Below are 17,889 nucleotides of genomic sequence, written 5' to 3'. Positions count from 1 at the left end.
AACAGATTTCTTATCGCCATGATATTATTTTTCCTAAGCCTGGATAGTTTGGGACAGGAGAACAACATAGACACTTCTAATAATTATATCCCCGTAAAGTATGGTGAAAAGGGATTTGAATTCAGGACCAGGGACAATAAGTTCCTGTTACAAATACAAAGCAGGCTTCAATTCAGATTTGCCGCGCCGGAAGACCAGGACCCGGTTACATTCGATGACTTCAACGGTAAAAGGGCTGCGACATTCAGTATAAACAGGGCGCGTTTGAAAGTAGGGGGACATGCGTTTAAACCCTGGTTGAAGTATTACTGGGAGTATGAATTGAGCCAGGCAAATCTTCTTAATTTTACTATTACTATAGATAAATGGGAGTGGCTGAAATTCCAGGTGGGTCAATGGAAAGTTGAATACACCAGGGAAAGAAGGATCAGCAGCGGCGAGCAGCAAATGGTGGACCGCTCGGTAATAAACCGGGCCTTTACGGTCGACAGGCAACAGGGAGCATCAATCCATGGCCATATTGAAGGTAAAGGACTGGTAAATTTTAATTATTGGGTGGCTGTTGCTACGGGAACAGGCCGTGGCAGCAGGGAGAATGATGATAATCACCTGATGTATTTCGGAAGAATACAATGGAATTTCTTAGGACCCTATTTAGATTTTGAAGGCAGTGACCTGGAGATCCATCAGCATCCTGCTGCAGAAATAGCCATATCCGGAATCACAAACAGAAGTCCATATACACGTTTTTCCCAGGCAGGGGGAGGATCTCTTGAAGGATATGAGAATGGACTTCCCGGGCAATACCGTGTAAATCAAGCCAACATAGAAACAGCATTTAAGTACAAAGGTTTTAGCTGGCAATCAGAATTTCACTGGAAGCAAATCATCGACAGGGACGCTAATAACAAAACTGATAACCTTCATGGATATTATGTGGAGGCGGGTTTTTTCTTTCATCAATTGGTGAACTGGTGGCCGGAACCATTGGAAGTAGCGGCCCGTAACGCCGGCTATATGCCTAACAGGGAAGCCGATCAAACAAAGAAGCGGGAGACTTCTGTTGCTGCCAACTGGTTTTTTAACGGGCATAAAAATAAAGTAACAGCTGAGGTAAGTTATTTCAATTATGACAAAACAGGCGGCATGCCTGCTGATCAATGGCGGTTCAGGTTGCAATGGGATATCTCATTATAGTTATTGTTAATTCGCCAGAACTTCTTGTTTCGCAACTACCACTTGCTTCTTCCAAATGTATAACTAACCGTAACAGACGGACCATTATATCCCCATTTAAAGTAACCGAGCAGCCTGTCTTTTTCCGCGTCGATACGGGCATTCAAACCAGTATACCCAACAGCTACATCCAGTCCTTTCACGGCCCGGTAGTTTACTGCTGCGGTATAAGCAAGTATTCTTCCTTTATAGTCGTTTACCGTCAGCGCGAAGTAATCAACCTCGGCATTGATATACCATTTCTTTGCGAAACTGTAGCCGCCCCATATGCCAAAGTCGGGGAGTGGTGCTGTGATACCAAAATTATCTTTTAAAGAAGCACCCACATTAGCGCCCACTACATTTATGCCGGCGTCCAAACCAACAATATGCGCGCCCACTAATAATCCTGCTTCAAATTTAGGGTTTATGAAAAAAGCATATCCATAGGAGAACCTGTAGATATCAGTATTGAAAAATGCGTTTATACTCGTATTGATGTTATAGGTATTTTCACCGAAAGTAATGTCCTTCTGCAGCCTGTAATCAGAGTTCCTGGCTACCCTGTAATAGCTCAGGTCAAATCTTGATCTCCTGCTGGCTCTCCATTGGAGATCAAGCAGGAAGGTGCCGGTATTTTTATTAAAACCCAGGTCGTCTTCAAAATCAATATCGGTGCCTATTCTACTATCCGTAGAGCCAACAGAAACGTCGGTGTTGTTGATGGGAAAGAAGGCGCCGGCAGAAACTTTGAATCGCTCCACATACCAGGGCGGGCCAGGTTTGGTGTGTTGCGATTGTGCCTGGAGTTGGAATGAGCAGAGAATGCAAACAGGTATGATGTAGCATATATTCCTTGCCCATACACATATGGGCTGTCTTAACAGATATCGGTTATTTTTCATTTTTTAACAGTTAATGAATGAGGGAAATAAAATCGTCATCTTCAAAGTGCCTGGTAAAGTATATAACCCACTAATACAGATGATTGTTTTGATTTGAACAAAAATGTAGTTGCAAACGTTTCAAACAAACCCGGTTATCTGCTTCTGAAGAAGTTCTATTTTATTTTTATATATTGGCGCTTGTAATGAGAAGTGGCCACTATTATTTTTGACAATGGAAAGTGATCGTTGCTAAAAATGAAGCCACGTATCGCAGCACTAACAAATACCGTCCAATAAATGAACCATCAAATTTATAAACCCCACCAGGACTTATCGTCACTTGTCGAATGTTATTGGACCTTGGAAAGCCCGAAAGAAAAAACACCTGGGAAAAACACCATAGTTCCTGATGGTAGTATGAAAATGATTTTTCATTATGGCGATTTGTATAAACAATACCTGGAAGACGGAAGTTGTGTTGTCCTGCCGAAATGCTTTGTAATCGGGCAACTGACACGTCCCCTTGAAGTAGAACCGACGGGAGAAACAGGTACTTTTTTTGTCCGTTTTCGTCCATACGGATTTTTGCCCTTTACAACCATACCAATAAAAGAAATGGAGAATACAGCCGTTTCATTGGAACAGCTGTTTGGAGAGGACGGAAAGGAAATCGGGCAGGAGATTTTAAGCGCTGATTCAACATCGGAGAGAATAAAATTGATAGAAGCCTTTTTATTGAGCCGGTTAACGGATACTGCCACCATTGACCACATTGTAAAATCAACTGTTGAAACTATTCTAACAGCCAGCAGGCAACTTTCCGTTGAAGAACTTTCCAAACAAACCAATACCAATCGCAGGCAATTAGTACGTAAATTTTCATCAGCTATTGGTTTGAGTCCGAAACAACTCTCAAAAACCATCAGGTTGCAAGCCTCGCTGAAAGTATTGCTGAATGAGGAACCTGCCAGTCTTATTGCACTAGCTTACCAGGCCGAATATTACGATCAGGCGCATTTTATTAAGGATTTCAAGGAATTTACAGGACTGACACCCAAAGAATTTTATGGCGACCACTTAAAGATGTCCCTGATCTTTGACAGGAAAGATTAGCATTGTCCCATTTTTACAATTTTATGTTTGAGGCACACCATAACTTTGCTGCCTCACATGACAATGGAGCATCTAATGGTGCTCTATTCAATCAACTAAAACATGAAAGTATCTACCCTGAAATTTCTGGAAAAATTAGACGCGAACAACAGCCGGGAATGGTTCAATGAGCATAAAAATATTTATACGGATGCCCGCGAAGATGTTATTTCTTTTGTTGAAGAACTGATAGGGCAAATGACCAAATTTGATAAGAATATAGCGAAAGCAGATGCCGGCAAATCACTTTTCCGGATATATCGCGACACGAGGTTTTCTCATAACAAAGCCCCTTATAAAACCAATTTCGGGGCAAGCATAGCGGTAGGAAAAGCCGGCTACTATCTGCATATCCAGCCTGGGCAATCCTTTCTGGCAGGTGGTATTTATATGCTGGAAAAGGACAACCTGAAAGCGCTCCGGAAAGAGATTTCCGGCAATGTACGGGAGTTTGAGAAAATTGTGGGCGAAGAAAGTTTCCGGCATTATTTCGGCGGTTTGAGCGAGGAAGGAAAGCTAAAACGTGTTCCTTCCGGCTTTGATAAAGATGATCCGGTAGGGGAGTACCTGAAACTGAAAAATTTCGTAGCCGTCTGTCCTATTGCTGATAAAGCGCTTTTGGAAAAAGATGCCCCAAAGAAGTTGGCTGAAATTTATAGATCCCTGAAGCCGCTCAATGATTTTTTAAATGCAGCTTTTGTATAGACTTCCTGATGTATTTCCCTTTATTCCCGGTCATTTTTCCGGTATCCCATAGGCAGGAAATGCAGCCAGAAGAAACCTATCAGGAATAAAAACAGTGAGGCCAGAAATGCCGGCAGGGCAATATCCCTGTTTTCGCCGAGGGCGTTATTAAGACTGGTATAAAGCAGCCATATCTGGATGCCGATATTCAGGATAAGAATAATGATCAGCGCAGATATGAGCGTGTTTGTTTTATTTGGGTGCGCTTTATTTTGTGCATCTTTAAAATTGCTCATTTTTAATATTGTTAGATAGATTTTTAAATGGCAGCTGCGTTTTTAGCAGCATTCTGATTCCCGGCTTTCACATACACATCATCCCCTTTCAGCAATACTTCCAGGGCAGGTAATGGCCTGGGCGGCGGCCCTGCGAGCACTTCACCTGTCATGGCGTCAAAGAAACCTTCATGACAGGGGCATACAATCTGCCCGGAGCCTGGCTTATAATATACTGCACAGGAAAGATGGGTGCATTTTTGTTCATATGCCTTCCAGTTACCGTTTTCCAGTCGTATGAGAATATATGGGATAGTGCTTCCTTCAATAACAAAGGAACGGGTACCTCCTACAGGAACGCTGGCTGCTTTACAAACAAAGTGTTCTCCTGTTACTTCTTCTGGCGGAAAGAAATTCGCTTTAACAGCTACGTAGGCGCTGCCCGCTGCAAGACCGCCGGAAACCAGGCAAAGGAAGCGGGCGAAATCCCGCCGGCTTACCTTGGTGGCTTCGGTTCTTTCTATCGGAAAATCCTCTTTCCAATGAGGTGCTTTTGCAGTTTTATCAGACATACTGTTCAGTTTAATGGATTTTCAGAAAGGTGCTTCCTTTGGGCATCATGATATTTACTTTCGTTGTCACTTCCTGTTCCCCGAAAATGAATTTATTTACGGGGGTACTGTTAGGGCGCATCCGGTTAATTTCTTCCCTGGTGCCGTAAAACAAGGCCTGGCTGGGGCAAACAGTGGCGCACATCGGTTTTTTGCCGGCGCTGGTCCGGTCGTAGCACATGTTGCATTTCATCATCATGTCGTATTTCTCTTCTTTGATGGGTACGCCAAAAGGACAAGCCATCACGCAGTTGGAGCAGCCTATGCACCGCGCGGTATTGGCGCTGTGTACAACGCCAAAGTCATCTTTGGAAATAGCGTCAGCAGGACACACTTTCGCGCATACGGGATCGTCGCAGTGCATGCATACCTGCACCGTGGTTTGGATAGTAACAGCGCGTTCCACGTAATTTACGTGGATCATACTTTCGTGGCCATTGGTTTCGCATTCCGCACAGGCCATTTCACATGCTTTGCAGCCAATGCAGCGCTGCATGTCCACGAAGAACTCCATATCGGTTTTGTAGGCGGTAACTTCCATCAGGTTATTATGTTTTGTGTAAATCAGATACTGTCAAATGCAGGTACTTCGCCCGGCTGGGTGAAAACTCCCAACGGCTCCAGCTGGCACGCGCATACTTTGAATTCCGGGATCTTTGACACCGGGTCCAGTGTGCCGATGGTCAGCTGGTTGGCTGATTTTTTGCCAGGCCAGTGATAGGGGATGAATACGGTGTCTTTTCGTATTGTTTCCACAATATTTGCCGGGAAATCGGCCGTGCCGCGCCTGGTGGTAACCCGTACGGTTTCGCGTTGCCGGATATTGTATCGTTGTGCCAGTTCAGGATGTATTTCGAGCAGCGGCTCGGGTATCAGCCCCACCAGTTTGCCGATCCGCCTGGTTTGTGTGCCACTGAGGTACTGTGATACTACCCGTCCGGTGGTAAGTACTACCGGGTATTCGCTGTCAGTTACCTCTGATGGTTGCCGGAACGGTGCCGGGTTAAAATGAGCCTTACCATCCGGGGTGGCAAATTTTTTATCTTCCCACAGTCGTGGTGTGCCCGGATGATCTTCGGAAGGGCAGGGCCAGAAGATGCCCATATTATCTTCCACTTTTTTATAAGTGATGCCATAGTAATCGGCCGTGCCACCTTTGGAGGCGATGCGCAGTTCATTAAAAATGGCTTCTGAGCTGGCGTAGTTAAATCGCTCTGCTTCTCCCAGCCTGGCTGCCAGTTCCAGGATAATGGAAGTATCTGTGCGGGCATTTCCCGGAGGGGTAACGGCCTGGCGTATACGAATTACCCGGCCTTCTGCAGTAGTAACGGTACCTTCTTCTTCTTCGTGCAGGGAGCCTGCCAGTACGATATCTGCATGCCTGGCGGTTTCGTTTAAAAAGAAATCGATGCAAACATAGAATTCCAGTTTCTCGAGGGCTTCCCTCACATAGTTATTATTAGGCAAAGATACCAGCGGGTTGAAGCAGATAGACAGCAATCCTTTTACCTCGCCGCGATGTATGGCTTCTATCAGCTCCCAGGCGGTGAGTCCTTTTCCAGGCAGTTCCTGTTCCGGGATATTCCATACGCCGGCAATATATTTCCGGTGTTCCGGATTGGTGATGTCGCGGTTGCCCGGCAGCTGGTCGCATTTATGTCCATGTTCCCGGCCCCCTTGCCCGTTACCCTGACCGGTGATGGTGCCGTAACCGCAGTAGGGCCGGCCAATGCGGCCGGTAGCCAATACCAGGTTGATACAGCCCAGTACATTGTCTACTCCTTTGGAGTGATGTTCAATACCGCGTGCATGGAGGAGAAAACTGGTGCTGGCTTTGCCCCATAGTTCCGCTGCCATTTGTATTTTTTCCTTTTCGATACCGGTAATGGTTTCCGCCCATTCAAGGGTATAGTCCTGTACCGCTTCAATAGTTTCCTGGAACCCGGTGGTATGCTGATCAATAAAATCATGATCCAGCATATCATGGTCCGCCAGGTATTTAAGCATGGCGCCATACAGGGCAGAATCTGTTCCTGGTTTTATCGCGAGGTGTATGTCTGCCGTTCTGGCCAGTGGAATAACCCTTGGGTCTATGACAATCAGTTTTGCGCCGTTGTCTCTTGCCCGCCAAAGCCAATGGGTGAGGGTAGGGAAGGTTTCGCTCACATTAGCGCCGGTGACAATGATCACCTCCGCATGTTCCAGGTCGGCGTAGCTGTTGGAGGCACGATCCAGCCCGAACGCCTTTTTATTCCCGGCGCCGGCACTCACCATACACAATCTGCCATTATAATCCAGGTTGGCGGTTTTTATAGCTACCCGCGCAAATTTTCCCATCAGGTAGCTTTTTTCGTTGGTGAGTGACACTCCTGATAAAACCGCGAAAGCATCTTTCCCATGATCGGCCTGTATCTGCCTGATAGCGGCAGTAACCCTGCTGAGTGCATGATCCCAGGAAACCGGCTTAAAGCCTTCTCCTTCCACCCTCTCCAGTGGTTCCATTAACCGGTCGGGGTGATTATCCTGCAGGTACCGCTGTACGCCTTTGGGGCAAAGCCGTCCTTCGTTGAAGGGGAATTCCATCCACGGTTCGAACCCAACCACTTTGTTGTTTTTTACCAGTAGCTGAATGCCGCACTGCATACCACAGAAGCAGCAATGAGTTTTAACGGTGGCATCAGGTTCATCCCTGCCGGTGTATCCCTCCTGGGGAGCAAAGTTGAGATGAGGGCCGAAATGGGCAATCAGTTTATCGGTGGAAACGGGTAATTTGGCCATGCTGATCGTATTTTATTTTCGGGTAATGCTTCTTTGCGTTTATCCAAACAGCGTACCGCCTTCCTGCCGGGCCTTCAGATGTGCCTTGGCCAGCAGGGAGCGTTTTCCTTCCGGGCTGTAATCCAGGTGAGAGGTGCCGTCTTCCAGGGTGAAATCGAAACCTAATTGTTTGGTGACGGTCTTCAGATCGTCTACGTGTAGCTGGGAGGTAAATGCTTTGCCCGTATGCGGACAAATCGCCATGCCTCTCTTTTCTCCTTCCCGCCTATAAATATGCGCACCTATCTGCGCAGGACGCTGGATAATATGAAAGAACTTGCCAAAGGGAATCCACACCAGGAAAAGGATAACGGAGATGGCATGTGTTACCGACATAAAATCATAGGCGATGCCTTTCATAAAAGCATAGCTGAAATTCAGTCCCAGCCCCGTTACCGAAATAATGATCAGGAGAATCAAGGGGAGCAGATCGCCTTCAAAGGTCTGGGATGCGATCAGGCCCGCATTGGTTAATCTTCTTACTAAAAAAATTACCGCGCCTGCTATAACAAACCAGGAGCACCAGGTTAAAGCATGAAAAATTAAAAACGCCATAACCGATCCCAGTTTAAAGTTCATTACTTTAAAACCGAAGAAGTTGGCAGCATATAATTTAGTAGCTCCCGGATCCAATGCGGATGCAGGGTCCAGGGTGAAATTGATCCAGCCAAGAGTGAGCGGAATGGTAATGGCGAATGCCGCCAGGCAGCCGGACGCCAGCATAAAGTGCGCTATCCACCGTTTTTTGCCCCTGGGGTAGATAAAAGACTGGAACAGGAGGTTCTTTACGGAGTCTGCTACCAGGGAAAAAATATGAGCGAAGATTTTTCCGGAGAAGACCAGTTGCCAGGTGCGTTTAAAATACATCCAGGTAGGAGGCCTTTGCAGCCATACGCAATAACGGTAAATGCCTCCGAACAGCGCAAACAGGGTTCCGAATAAATAGGCAATTAAAGCAGGGTCAAAATTTTGCAGTTTCCTGGAGCCATAAAATGAAATCACTACGCAAACGAGGGTAGCAATAATCGAAATAATGGCCGCTTTCTTATTGAGAGAATGCTGCATGGGTACATTTTTGGATAGCTGAATAAGACAACGGGGTTATTTCTCTTGTATTTTTTTTGCTGAAAAAAGATCAATGAACAAACCAATCATCACGATCACCCACGTGCCTAAAGCTAATATAACAAATAAAGCGGAAATAGGTTTCAGGAAACTGAAACCGGTGATGGCCGCATATGTATACGTACATACACCGTACATGCCCAGTGGGAAAACCATCGACCAATACTGTGGATCGTACTTCAACTGCACGCCGGCAATAAAGTGCCGGTAGAAAAACATGATGAATAACAAAGGGAGCCACCAGCTGGCAAACGCCCAGAAAAACATCGTGAAAGCCTGTACGAAGCCGGCCCACTCACCGAGTGTTTCATGTGCCCGGGCATACATGACAAGACGGGAACCTGCCAATGTAATAATCGCTACTGCGCCCATATTAATCCAGTAGGGTGGTGTGAGGGTTTCTGCTTTCATGCTGAAAAACAACCACCGGTAAAGGATTAGCCCGATAAGTACAAAGTAAAACATGCCACCTATCATATAAGTGCACAGGGAAATAAATGCAATCAGCCAGTGAAGTGCGCTGCTGTTGGCGATGATGGCCCCCAAAACAGCCACCGACTCTGTAGATACAACGATTAACAGCCAGGCGCCATTGATACTCTGCTCCAGCGAAGGTTTGGGCTCCTTCATAATATTTACAAGGAAGAAAGTATATAACAGCAGTATCCAGAGTACAAACCCCGCTATCCATAATGCCAGCGCAATATCCATGCGACCGGTGATAAGCGCCACCTGGCTGCCCAGCACATTGTTACCGGCTACCAGTGTGAGGAAGGTTACGCCCCTGGCCGGATGATGGAGATCATTCCAAACCACTACCGGGAATTTTATAATCCGTAGAATAAGAATGATCCATAACAGCAGGTAAAAAAATATATTTAAACCGAGAAAGATACCGGCCATGCGGGGATGCGACCAGAGGAACATTCCTATGGAAACGATTCCTGTAGCCATTATCAGCGCAAAATAACCAGGGAAGAAGTTTTCCAGAGACGTGGTGTTAACCGGTTGACCAGGATGTGCGAGTCCAGCTTTAGACATGATCAGGGTTTTATGTAATTTAAGATTTACTGCGCATAAAAATCTTTTTCGATGTATAAAAATGTTGGATAATTCACACGGCTATTTTATTTTGTACCGTAAGATGCAACTATGACAGACCATAAAACCACACTAAAAATTTTTGTAAACTCATTTAAAGAATGGCTGTCGGCAAACTATTCCCTGCAAGAGATACAGGACCTGCAAGTTAATGACGCCAGTTATCCGGAGTGGCAACCAATAGAAGATTATTTTTCAGCCCTGCTGGCCGCCGGACAAATCAATCAGCTGGATGAGGAGGATCTGGCTCATTTGCTTTACCTCATTGCGCGGCATTGGGATATTGGAAGAATGATTGCATGGTTATCCCGGGCGCCTGTATTATCGAACCTCGGCGATCTTTCAGTCGAAGATTTTATGATACTTGCCAGGGCCGTGTCCAAATTATCCGGAACTGAATACGATGATGCAAAATATCAGTTTGCTGCCTGCTTTGAAAAAAAGTTCGATACACTAACGCCCGGAATAGCGCACATCCTTTTAAACCTTTACCATAGCAATGATGAATACACCAAACGGTTATCCCTGCTGGCGCTGGCAAAACTCAAGTATCCGGATATCAGGACGATATTGAAACAATCGTGGGACACCGTTGATGAGCAGTATCATAAGATTGGCTGCCTGCAGGCCATTGATGAATATATAAAAGACCCGGTACTGCTTAACGAATACCTCGCGTTGGCGGCAGGCGAAACAGGCGATGAACTGGAAAAATATGTCAGTTGGCTTAAAAGTAAATAAGGTGATAAGTATTGGATACTTGTCGCTTACTCCTTACAAGCTGAATACAAACCAGCATATATTATTTCTTAATTGCTGATCGTCAAGAACAAGTTCACGGATGGCATCCGGAAGTTGTTCCCGCTGCCATTGACATTCTTTGCGCCGCATTTCATCTTTTTCATTTTCAGGAACGGATTCCATCGCTGCTCTGATGGCGTAGGCTGCTGCACCAAGTTCATGTGCTGCAACGTGGGCCACTGCTACCGCTTGCCCGGCTGCCAGTGCCGCAAACCTGGCGACATCAGGCAATCCTTTTGCAGCAGCATTTGTAGCAAAAGCTGTTTTGTGCGCTTCTTTCATAGTGATTTCTCCGTTTACCCATGCCCGTGTCAATGCTATTGCTTGTTGTGGCCGGTCGTCGTCAGAGGCCTGCTCAAACAGGTGGAGCACATGTTCCGCGCAACTGGCGGCCCATAATGCCAGCAAATGATGATGGGTATCTGTCAATGTGCCACCACGTCTTATCGTTATAAATCTTGGATCCCTTTGTTTCGGTAATATCATCGAGTGATTATTTTTTTGAATAGTGTAAAAGCCGGGACATGATTACCAGCATAAGCACACTCGTAACATAACACATGATCCTGAAAAATTCAGGTACCCGGAAAATCTCCGTGGTATAGATCGTCCGCATAGCGATTCTTTTAAATCCGCCTGTAATATAAAATGTGTATTTTTATTTTCATCAATAAAAACCCATATTATGACAGTAGAACAAATTGCTGCACGTTTAACGGAACTTTGCCGGCAGGAAAAATTTGATGTGGCACAAAAAGAACTGTATGCCGATGATGCAGTTAGCATAGAACCCTATGCCACGCCTGGCTTTGAAATAGAAACCAAAGGACGGGAGGCTTTAACTGAGAAAGACAAAAAGTTCAGTGCTATGGTGGAAACCAGGTATGGCACGGAGGTTTCGGAACCATTGATTGCCGGCAATGTTATTGCATTCGTGCTCACCATGGATCTCAAGATGATTGGCAGGGACCGTATGAAGATGAGTGAGCTTTGCGTATATCATGTGAAAGATGGTAAAATTATTTCAGAGGAGTTCTTCATGTAGCTTACTGGTATTATTAATATTACGTTTGGGCGTTCCCGTGCCCGGAGTGTAAGAAATGTTGAAAATACACTTAATTATTTTTATCTTTCCGGTAGACAATTATACGCGTAAATTCCATGTCTACACTCTCTCAGATACTCGAACATAAGATCATTGCCATCATCCGCGGGGTACAGCCGGCAGATGTGCTGCGGGTGGCAGAGGCCATTTATGCCGGCGGCATCCGCCTGCTTGAAATAACAATGAATTCAAGCGAGCCGCTGGCCGTTATCAAAGAAGTGTCCGCTAAAATGGGCGATAAAATGATCATCGGCGCCGGCACTGTGCTGGACGCCGCTACTGCCAGGGAAGCAGCGGCGGCGGGAGCTCGCTTCATACTTTCTCCCATACTGGAACCGGAAGTGATCAAAACAGCCCGGGAACTGGGTGTGGTGAGCATTCCCGGCGCCTATACGGCCACTGAAGTTTATGCAGCCTACAAACAGGGGGCAGACATGATCAAGGTTTTCCCGGCTACCTCCGCTGCTTATATCAAAGATATTTCCGCACCACTGCCTAAAATGCACCTGCTACCTACAGGTGGCATCACACCCGAGAACATCAAAGATTTCCAGAAAGCCGGTGCTGCCGGCTTTGGCATTGGCAGCGCCCTGGTGAGTGCCGGTGTTGCCGTTACACCGGAATATTTGCAGCAACTCGCCATAAAGGCACAACAGTTCGTCCGCGCCATTCAATCCTGAAAAAGTAATACATCGTTATGAAGATAAAAAGCTATGAACTGTTCCAGGTGCCGCCACGCTGGCTGTTCCTGAAAATAGAAACGGACGAAGGCATTATTGGCTGGGGCGAACCGGTGATAGAAGGGAAAGCCGCCACGGTTAAAACTGCGGTGGACGAGTTAATGGAATACCTCCTGGGCAAAGATCCTATGCATATTGAAGACCACTGGAACGTGATGTACCGTGCCGGCTTTTACCGCGGCGGTCCCATCCTGATGAGCGCCATTGCAGGCATCGATCAGGCGTTGTGGGACATTAAAGGGAAGTATTACAACGCGCCCGTCTACCAGCTACTGGGCGGCAAAGCGCGCGACAAAATGAAGGTCTACTCCTGGATTGGCGGCGACCGTCCCGCTGAAGTAGGAGCGGCTGCCCGTAAAATGGCAGAACAGGGCTTCCTGGCCGTAAAGATGAATGCTACGGAGGAACTGCAGTACATTGATAGTTATGAAAAGATAGATGCCGCCATTGAACGCATCGCTTCCGTGCGCGAAGCCGTTGGACCGGGCATCGGTATCGGCATCGACTTTCACGGCCGCGTGCACAAGCCCATGGCTAAAATACTGGCCAAAGAAATGGAGCCGTTCCGGCCCATGTTTATTGAAGAGCCGGTACTGCCGGAAAACAATGAAGACCTGCGCGAGATTGCGCAACACGTAGCCATCCCCATTGCCACCGGTGAGCGCATGTTTTCCAAATGGCAGTTCAAAACACTGCTGAAGGAAGGTTACGTGGATATTATCCAGCCGGATGTTTCCCATGCCGGGGGCATCACCGAATGCAAAAAGATCATCTCCATGGCAGAAGCGTTTGACGTGGCAGCAGCGCCGCATTGTCCGCTGGGACCTATTGCGCTGGCGGCCTGCCTGCAGGTAGACGCTACCTGCCACAACGCTTTTATCCAGGAACAAAGCCTCGGTATTCATTACAACCAGGGCAGCGACCTGCTGGATTACCTGGCGGATAAAACAGTATTCCAATACAAGGATGGCTATGTGGAAATTCCTTCCAAACCAGGTCTTGGTATAGAGATCAACGAAGCGCATGTAAGGAAAATGGCCGCTGACGGCCACAACTGGCGCAACCCCGTGTGGCGGCATACCGATGGCAGTGTGGCGGAATGGTAAACACAGACCTGTAAAAACTACATGAAAGCACTCAATCCTAATGCGAAGCCTTCAAAAATACGCTACCAGGTACTGTTCCTGATATTTGTGAATGTAGTGATCAACTACATGGACAGAAGCAACCTGGCGGTAGCCGCTTCTGAAATAGATAAGGAATTTAAATTGACTCCGGTGCAACTGGGGCTGGTCTTTTCAGCCTTCAGTTGGACCTACCTGCTTTTCCAGATACCCGGTGGCATATTGGTGAACCGTTTCAGTCCGCATATCCTGTATGCCATCTGTCTTATTAGCTGGTCGTTTACCACGGTTATGCAGGGATTTGCAAAAGGCTTTGCCTCTCTCTTTGGCCTCCGCATGGCCACCGGCGTGTTTGAAGCACCGGCGTTTTCCATCAACAACCGGGTGGTGAGTAATTGGTTCCCTGACAATGAGCGGGCTTCTGCTATTGCTGTGTATACCTCCGGCCAGTTCCTTGGCCTGGCCTTCCTGATGCCGGTACTATCTATGATCCAGCTGGAGGTGGGCTGGAGAGGGCTATTCCTCGTGACTGGCATCATTGGCATCATCTGGGGAATAGTATGGTACCTGTTTTACCGGGACCCGCTCAGGCACAAAAGGGTTAACGCCGCGGAGTTGCAGCATATTGAAAACGGTGGCGGCCTGCTGGACAAGCAAGCGGCCGAAAAGAAAACGGCTTTCCGCTGGACCGACCTGAAAGCGGTGCTTTCTTATCGTAAGCTCTGGGGTATTTATATCGGCCAATTTGCGGTGAACTCCACACTATGGTTCTTCCTCACTTGGTTTCCAAAGTACCTGGCAGACTACCGGGGTCTTGATTTCATTAAATCAGGTTATTGGGTGTCCGTGCCTTATGTAGCAGCGTTTACAGGCATTTTGTGTTCCGGTTTTTTATCTGATTACCTGGTGAAAAAAGGAGTGTCTACTGCAAAAGCACGCAAGCTGCCCATCATCATAGGCTTATTGCTATCTGCTTTTATACTGGGCGCTAATTATGTAAACCTACCGGGGCTCATTATCTTTTTTATGTCCCTGTCATTTTTCGGAGTGGGCTTTGCTTCCATCACCTGGATATTTGTATCTACGTTGGCGCCCAAACACCTCATCAATCTTACAGGCGGTGTGTTTAACTTCATTGGCCAGCTGGCCGGTATTGTTGTACCCATTGTAATAGGTTTCCTGGCAAGAGGAGGCAACTTTGCGCCGGCGTTGGTTTTTGTGGCAGTACTCGGACTGCTGGGTGCATGCTCGTATATTTTCCTGGTGGGGAATGTAGAACGGATAAAAAGAGGAGATGATGAATATTAAACAGCAGCAGATGAATTATTTTTTAAGTTGTGACTGGGGCACCAGTTCCTTCCGGTTACGATTGGTGGAAACAAGTAACCTGAACATCATAGCAGAAGAAAAATCAGGTGCTGGTATTTCCGGCACTTACCAGCAATGGCAGCAAACATCGCTGGCCCGGGAAGATTTTTTCGCATCGGTTATCAATCGCCAGATCGATACACTGGCGGAGAGAACAGGCATTCCGCTGCAGGATACGCCGGTAGTGCTGTCCGGCATGGCATCTTCCAGCATTGGCATGGTAGAGTTGCCTTACAAGGAGCTGCCCTTTAACATGAGCGGAGCAGATCTGGCGGTACATACTTTCAAAAGGTTCATCATTATTTCCGGCGCCACCAATGGACATGATGTGATGCGTGGCGAAGAAACGAAAATAGCAGGCTGCGGGTCATTGTTACCGCATACAACGCAGGACCAATGGCTGCTCATACCAGGCACGCATCCAAAACATGTGGTAGTAAACCGTCACCAGGCCATTCGTTTTCAAACCTTCATGACAGGCGAATTTTTTGACCTGCTCTCTACCCACAGTATCCTCGCCGCGTCTGTAGAAAACGGCGCAACGCTGGATGACCCGGCATCGCTCGCCTGCTTCACAGAAGGGGTACAGGCCGGAAGGTTGGACAACCTGCTGCATGCCGCCTTTATGGTACGCACCAACCAGTTGCTAAAAAAGATCCCTGCCGCCCATAACCGTTTTTATTTAAGCGGCCTGCTCATTGGTGTAGAACTGAAGGCTGTGCCACCTGGTACACCTGTATACCTGGTGGCAGGGCCGCAGCATGCTCCGCTTTACACACTGGCCTGCCAGCTATTGAATATTCCCGTAGCAACAGTAATAGATGCAGATGAGGCGCTGGTACGGGGACAACAGGCCGTTATTTCAAATCGGAAATGACGTTTCCCTGGCGCACTATTCAGGCAACTGCAGGTGAATATCAGGCCGGTAAATTTCCTGTACAAATGCCGGATTGGCCAAATCCCTGAATTGAAACTGGCGATATAATCCGTGTGCATCTTTGGTATTAAGCATTATTCTCCTTAAACGCTTAGCCCATGGTTGTGCTAATATGTGTGTCAGTATTTTTTTAGAAATTCCCTGTCTCCTGTATTCTTCCAATACATAAAAATCCGCGAACCATCCAAAGGTGGAGTAGTCGGTGATCACCCTTCCAAACCCGATTTGCTGACCACCTGTAAAGGCGCCTGTACAAAACGAATGTTGCAGCGAGTTATCTACCAGTTCATACGAAATCCCTTTGGCCCAGTAGGAATCTTCACTTAAGAAACGATGTATCGCCTGTACATCCATGTGCTCTTTACCGGTTTTAATAATTACTGCTGGCATAATTGTTTTATGCAAAAATAGCTGCAGCCACTCGATTAGCACAGTCTCAGTTTTGATTATTTTAATGGACACAGTTATCTTTGACAAATGAGTAAGGAGTTTCTGTATACTGAAATCACCAATGGCATTGCCGGCCAGATCAGGAGCGGAGTTTTGAGAGCAGGAGACCGGCTGCCTTCCGTCAGGATATTATGCCGGCAACACAGCATTAGCATGAACACTGCTAAGAGGGTATTCCTGGAGTTGGAAGCGCAATCGCTGATTGAATCAAAACCACAATCCGGCTATTTTGTAAGCCGCCTGCCTTACCTGAAACTTCCGCTTCCTGAAGTAAGCAAGCCTTCTCCGACCCGTAATAACAAAGAGCCGGAAGAACTGATCAGGAAAGTATATGAAAATATGGGGAGAGATGACCTGATGCCTTTTTCGATTGGCGTTCCTTCCGGAAGTTTGCTGCCTTTGGCGAAGCTGAACAAAGAGATCGTTAAGGCAACGCGTGAATTGGAGGGATGTGGTACCGCATATGAGCCTTTGCAGGGCAATGCAGCATTGCGCCGGATGATTGCCATCCGCTCGCTGGCATGGGGAGGAAACCTGCATGAAAATGACCTGGTTACTGCCAGCGGAGGGATGAATGCGTTATCTTTTTGTATGATGGCTTTAGCGAAGCCGGGAGATACCATTGCGATGGAAAGCCCCTGTTACTCCGGTATCCTGCAATTAGCCAGGAGTATAGGACTAAAAGTACTTGAGCTTCCTACACATCCTACCACGGGTATTGAAATAGCTGCTTTAAAGAAGGTGATTTCAAAGATCAACCTTTGCCTGTTGGTGCCGAATTTTAATACGCCTTTGGGTAGCTGTATGCCCGATGAGCATAAAAAAGAAGTGGTGTCGCTGCTGGCCAGGCATCGTATCCCGCTCATTGAGGATGATATATATGGCGATCTGTACTTCGGATCTCAACGCCCGAAATGTTGCAAGTCATTTGATGAAGAGGGGATGGTGTTGTATTGCAGCGCTGTTTCCAAAACGCTGGCGCCGGGTTACCGGGTGGGCTGGATTGCACCCGGCAGGTACAAGGAGCAAATATTGAAATTGAAGCTGGTGCATGCCATATCATCGTCTGCTGTTACACACGAAGCGGTGGCGGGTTTCCTGAAAAGTGGCCGGTATGAAAATCATCTTCGCCGGTTGCGTCAAACCTTACAGGGCAATTACCAGCACTATGTAAATACGATAGCGGAATATTTTCCGGAGGGTACCAAAACCAGCCGGCCGCAGGGCGGACTTACTTTATGGGTGGAGTTCAATAAAAAAATTAATACCGCCGAACTGTATGACAGCGCCATAAAACGGAAGATCAGCATTGCGCCGGGAAGGATATTCACCCTGCAGGATCAGTTTGAAAACTGCATGAGGCTTTCCATCGGTTTACCCTGGTCGGAAGAAGTACGGAACAAATTAAAGCTGCTGGGCAAACTGGCGGCACATTCAATGTAAGCATCTATTGTTAGAAAGGGAGCTGCGATCTGTTGACCGCACCTTGTTTCAACA

At 47.0% G+C, this 17,889-nt stretch carries 19 protein-coding genes; 10 read left to right on the top strand and 9 right to left on the bottom strand.

The window, feature by feature from the left end:
- Positions 1 to 18: 18 nt before the first annotated feature.
- Positions 19 to 1,197: an OprO/OprP family phosphate-selective porin gene (locus tag ACLHR0_RS11565; RefSeq protein ID WP_436486678.1), complete on the top strand. Its 1,179-nt coding sequence runs from the start codon at positions 19 to 21 to the stop codon at positions 1,195 to 1,197.
- Positions 1,198 to 1,232: 35 nt separating this feature from the next.
- Here ACLHR0_RS11565 and ACLHR0_RS11560 read toward each other — a convergent pair whose 3' ends face one another.
- Complete coding sequence (locus ACLHR0_RS11560; protein WP_436486677.1) at positions 1,233 to 2,120, bottom strand: hypothetical protein; 888 nt, start codon at positions 2,118 to 2,120, stop codon at positions 1,233 to 1,235.
- A gap of 279 nt (positions 2,121 to 2,399) precedes the next feature.
- Between ACLHR0_RS11560 and ACLHR0_RS11555 the strand changes: the two genes are divergently transcribed.
- Together ACLHR0_RS11555 and ACLHR0_RS11550 are read left to right on the top strand one after the other, a co-directional pair.
- The gene (locus ACLHR0_RS11555; protein WP_436486675.1) at positions 2,400 to 3,215 is read left to right on the top strand and encodes a DUF6597 domain-containing transcriptional factor; all 816 of its coding nucleotides are present in this window, start codon (positions 2,400 to 2,402) and stop codon (positions 3,213 to 3,215) included.
- Positions 3,216 to 3,317: 102 nt separating this feature from the next.
- Positions 3,318 to 3,959, top strand: coding sequence for a DUF2461 domain-containing protein (locus ACLHR0_RS11550; protein ID WP_436486674.1), 642 nt, complete (start codon positions 3,318 to 3,320; stop codon positions 3,957 to 3,959).
- A 20-nt stretch (positions 3,960 to 3,979) separates the two neighbouring features.
- Here ACLHR0_RS11550 and ACLHR0_RS11545 read toward each other — a convergent pair whose 3' ends face one another.
- Genes ACLHR0_RS11545 through ACLHR0_RS11520 form a run of 6 tightly spaced genes read right to left on the bottom strand, consistent with a single transcriptional unit; the run spans position 3,980 to position 9,807 of the window.
- The gene (locus ACLHR0_RS11545) at positions 3,980 to 4,234 is read right to left on the bottom strand and encodes a DUF6755 family protein (RefSeq protein WP_429048539.1); all 255 of its coding nucleotides are present in this window, start codon (positions 4,232 to 4,234) and stop codon (positions 3,980 to 3,982) included.
- A 23-nt stretch (positions 4,235 to 4,257) separates the two neighbouring features.
- On the bottom strand, positions 4,258 to 4,785 hold the full coding sequence (locus ACLHR0_RS11540) for a Rieske (2Fe-2S) protein (protein WP_429048537.1): 528 nt from the start codon (positions 4,783 to 4,785) through the stop codon (positions 4,258 to 4,260).
- Positions 4,786 to 4,795: 10 nt separating this feature from the next.
- Positions 4,796 to 5,365, bottom strand: coding sequence for a 4Fe-4S dicluster domain-containing protein (locus tag ACLHR0_RS11535; protein WP_370910607.1), 570 nt, complete (start codon positions 5,363 to 5,365; stop codon positions 4,796 to 4,798).
- A gap of 23 nt (positions 5,366 to 5,388) precedes the next feature.
- Positions 5,389 to 7,602 carry a molybdopterin oxidoreductase family protein gene (locus ACLHR0_RS11530; RefSeq protein ID WP_436486671.1) on the bottom strand — a complete coding sequence of 738 codons (2,214 nt, stop codon included), beginning with the start codon at positions 7,600 to 7,602 and terminating at the stop codon, positions 5,389 to 5,391.
- A 39-nt stretch (positions 7,603 to 7,641) separates the two neighbouring features.
- The gene (locus ACLHR0_RS11525; RefSeq protein WP_429048534.1) at positions 7,642 to 8,706 is read right to left on the bottom strand and encodes a hypothetical protein; all 1,065 of its coding nucleotides are present in this window, start codon (positions 8,704 to 8,706) and stop codon (positions 7,642 to 7,644) included.
- 36 nt (positions 8,707 to 8,742) lie between these two features.
- Positions 8,743 to 9,807 (bottom strand): tellurite resistance/C4-dicarboxylate transporter family protein, encoded by a 1,065-nt coding sequence (locus ACLHR0_RS11520; RefSeq protein ID WP_429064262.1) that lies wholly within the window; start codon positions 9,805 to 9,807, stop codon positions 8,743 to 8,745.
- A 111-nt stretch (positions 9,808 to 9,918) separates the two neighbouring features.
- Here ACLHR0_RS11520 and ACLHR0_RS11515 point away from each other — a divergent pair, with 111 nt between their 5' ends.
- A complete protein-coding gene (locus tag ACLHR0_RS11515) occupies positions 9,919 to 10,608 on the top strand; it encodes a hypothetical protein (protein ID WP_436486669.1) in 690 nt (229 codons plus the stop codon).
- Between the two features lie 33 nt (positions 10,609 to 10,641).
- On the opposite strand, the gene ACLHR0_RS11510 is transcribed toward ACLHR0_RS11515, so the two are convergent.
- Entirely contained in the window at positions 10,642 to 11,154 is a 513-nt protein-coding gene (locus ACLHR0_RS11510) for a putative immunity protein (protein WP_436486667.1), read from the bottom strand.
- 199 nt (positions 11,155 to 11,353) lie between these two features.
- Here ACLHR0_RS11510 and ACLHR0_RS11505 point away from each other — a divergent pair, with 199 nt between their 5' ends.
- From ACLHR0_RS11505 to ACLHR0_RS11485, 5 genes are all read left to right on the top strand, one after another.
- The gene (locus ACLHR0_RS11505) at positions 11,354 to 11,713 is read left to right on the top strand and encodes a SnoaL-like domain-containing protein (protein WP_429048527.1); all 360 of its coding nucleotides are present in this window, start codon (positions 11,354 to 11,356) and stop codon (positions 11,711 to 11,713) included.
- Between the two features lie 116 nt (positions 11,714 to 11,829).
- Entirely contained in the window at positions 11,830 to 12,453 is a 624-nt protein-coding gene (locus ACLHR0_RS11500; RefSeq protein ID WP_429048525.1) for a bifunctional 4-hydroxy-2-oxoglutarate aldolase/2-dehydro-3-deoxy-phosphogluconate aldolase, read from the top strand.
- 17 nt (positions 12,454 to 12,470) lie between these two features.
- Positions 12,471 to 13,619: a galactonate dehydratase gene (dgoD, locus tag ACLHR0_RS11495; protein WP_436486665.1), complete on the top strand. Its 1,149-nt coding sequence runs from the start codon at positions 12,471 to 12,473 to the stop codon at positions 13,617 to 13,619.
- Between the two features lie 21 nt (positions 13,620 to 13,640).
- Positions 13,641 to 14,945: an MFS transporter gene (locus tag ACLHR0_RS11490; protein ID WP_436486663.1), complete on the top strand. Its 1,305-nt coding sequence runs from the start codon at positions 13,641 to 13,643 to the stop codon at positions 14,943 to 14,945.
- Entirely contained in the window at positions 14,932 to 15,882 is a 951-nt protein-coding gene (locus tag ACLHR0_RS11485) for a 2-dehydro-3-deoxygalactonokinase (RefSeq protein ID WP_436486661.1), read from the top strand. The genes ACLHR0_RS11490 and ACLHR0_RS11485 overlap by 14 nt, the downstream gene beginning before the upstream one ends.
- Before the next feature lie 15 nt (positions 15,883 to 15,897).
- Here ACLHR0_RS11485 and ACLHR0_RS11480 read toward each other — a convergent pair whose 3' ends face one another.
- On the bottom strand, positions 15,898 to 16,332 hold the full coding sequence (locus tag ACLHR0_RS11480; protein WP_429048518.1) for a GNAT family N-acetyltransferase: 435 nt from the start codon (positions 16,330 to 16,332) through the stop codon (positions 15,898 to 15,900).
- Between the two features lie 87 nt (positions 16,333 to 16,419).
- On the opposite strand from ACLHR0_RS11480, the gene ACLHR0_RS11475 reads away from it, so the two are divergent.
- Positions 16,420 to 17,835 carry a PLP-dependent aminotransferase family protein gene (locus tag ACLHR0_RS11475; protein ID WP_436486659.1) on the top strand — a complete coding sequence of 472 codons (1,416 nt, stop codon included), beginning with the start codon at positions 16,420 to 16,422 and terminating at the stop codon, positions 17,833 to 17,835.
- Positions 17,836 to 17,889: the final 54 nt, after the last annotated feature.

The sequence above is a fragment of the Chitinophaga sp. ARDCPP14 genome, from assembly GCF_051362515.1.
Classification (GTDB): domain Bacteria; phylum Bacteroidota; class Bacteroidia; order Chitinophagales; family Chitinophagaceae; genus Chitinophaga.
Note: the sequence above shows the minus strand (reverse complement) of the source record. Positions and strands in the feature narration are given on the sequence as shown.

Coding starts and splice junctions, on each gene's coding strand:
- ACLHR0_RS11500 (WP_429048525.1), top strand. CDS start 11,830: ATGTCTACACTCTCTCAGATACTCGAACATAAGATCATTGCCATCATC.
- ACLHR0_RS11505 (WP_429048527.1), top strand. CDS start 11,354: ATGACAGTAGAACAAATTGCTGCACGTTTAACGGAACTTTGCCGGCAG.
- dgoD (WP_436486665.1), top strand. CDS start 12,471: ATGAAGATAAAAAGCTATGAACTGTTCCAGGTGCCGCCACGCTGGCTG.
- ACLHR0_RS11560 (WP_436486677.1), bottom strand. CDS start 2,120: ATGAAAAATAACCGATATCTGTTAAGACAGCCCATATGTGTATGGGCA.
- ACLHR0_RS11530 (WP_436486671.1), bottom strand. CDS start 7,602: ATGGCCAAATTACCCGTTTCCACCGATAAACTGATTGCCCATTTCGGC.
- ACLHR0_RS11490 (WP_436486663.1), top strand. CDS start 13,641: ATGAAAGCACTCAATCCTAATGCGAAGCCTTCAAAAATACGCTACCAG.
- ACLHR0_RS11540 (WP_429048537.1), bottom strand. CDS start 4,785: ATGTCTGATAAAACTGCAAAAGCACCTCATTGGAAAGAGGATTTTCCG.
- ACLHR0_RS11485 (WP_436486661.1), top strand. CDS start 14,932: ATGATGAATATTAAACAGCAGCAGATGAATTATTTTTTAAGTTGTGAC.
- ACLHR0_RS11510 (WP_436486667.1), bottom strand. CDS start 11,154: ATGATATTACCGAAACAAAGGGATCCAAGATTTATAACGATAAGACGT.
- ACLHR0_RS11525 (WP_429048534.1), bottom strand. CDS start 8,706: ATGCAGCATTCTCTCAATAAGAAAGCGGCCATTATTTCGATTATTGCT.
- ACLHR0_RS11535 (WP_370910607.1), bottom strand. CDS start 5,365: ATGGAAGTTACCGCCTACAAAACCGATATGGAGTTCTTCGTGGACATG.
- ACLHR0_RS11545 (WP_429048539.1), bottom strand. CDS start 4,234: ATGAGCAATTTTAAAGATGCACAAAATAAAGCGCACCCAAATAAAACA.
- ACLHR0_RS11480 (WP_429048518.1), bottom strand. CDS start 16,332: ATGCCAGCAGTAATTATTAAAACCGGTAAAGAGCACATGGATGTACAG.
- ACLHR0_RS11555 (WP_436486675.1), top strand. CDS start 2,400: ATGAACCATCAAATTTATAAACCCCACCAGGACTTATCGTCACTTGTC.
- ACLHR0_RS11475 (WP_436486659.1), top strand. CDS start 16,420: ATGAGTAAGGAGTTTCTGTATACTGAAATCACCAATGGCATTGCCGGC.
- ACLHR0_RS11520 (WP_429064262.1), bottom strand. CDS start 9,807: ATGTCTAAAGCTGGACTCGCACATCCTGGTCAACCGGTTAACACCACG.
- ACLHR0_RS11550 (WP_436486674.1), top strand. CDS start 3,318: ATGAAAGTATCTACCCTGAAATTTCTGGAAAAATTAGACGCGAACAAC.
- ACLHR0_RS11515 (WP_436486669.1), top strand. CDS start 9,919: ATGACAGACCATAAAACCACACTAAAAATTTTTGTAAACTCATTTAAA.
- ACLHR0_RS11565 (WP_436486678.1), top strand. CDS start 19: ATGATATTATTTTTCCTAAGCCTGGATAGTTTGGGACAGGAGAACAAC.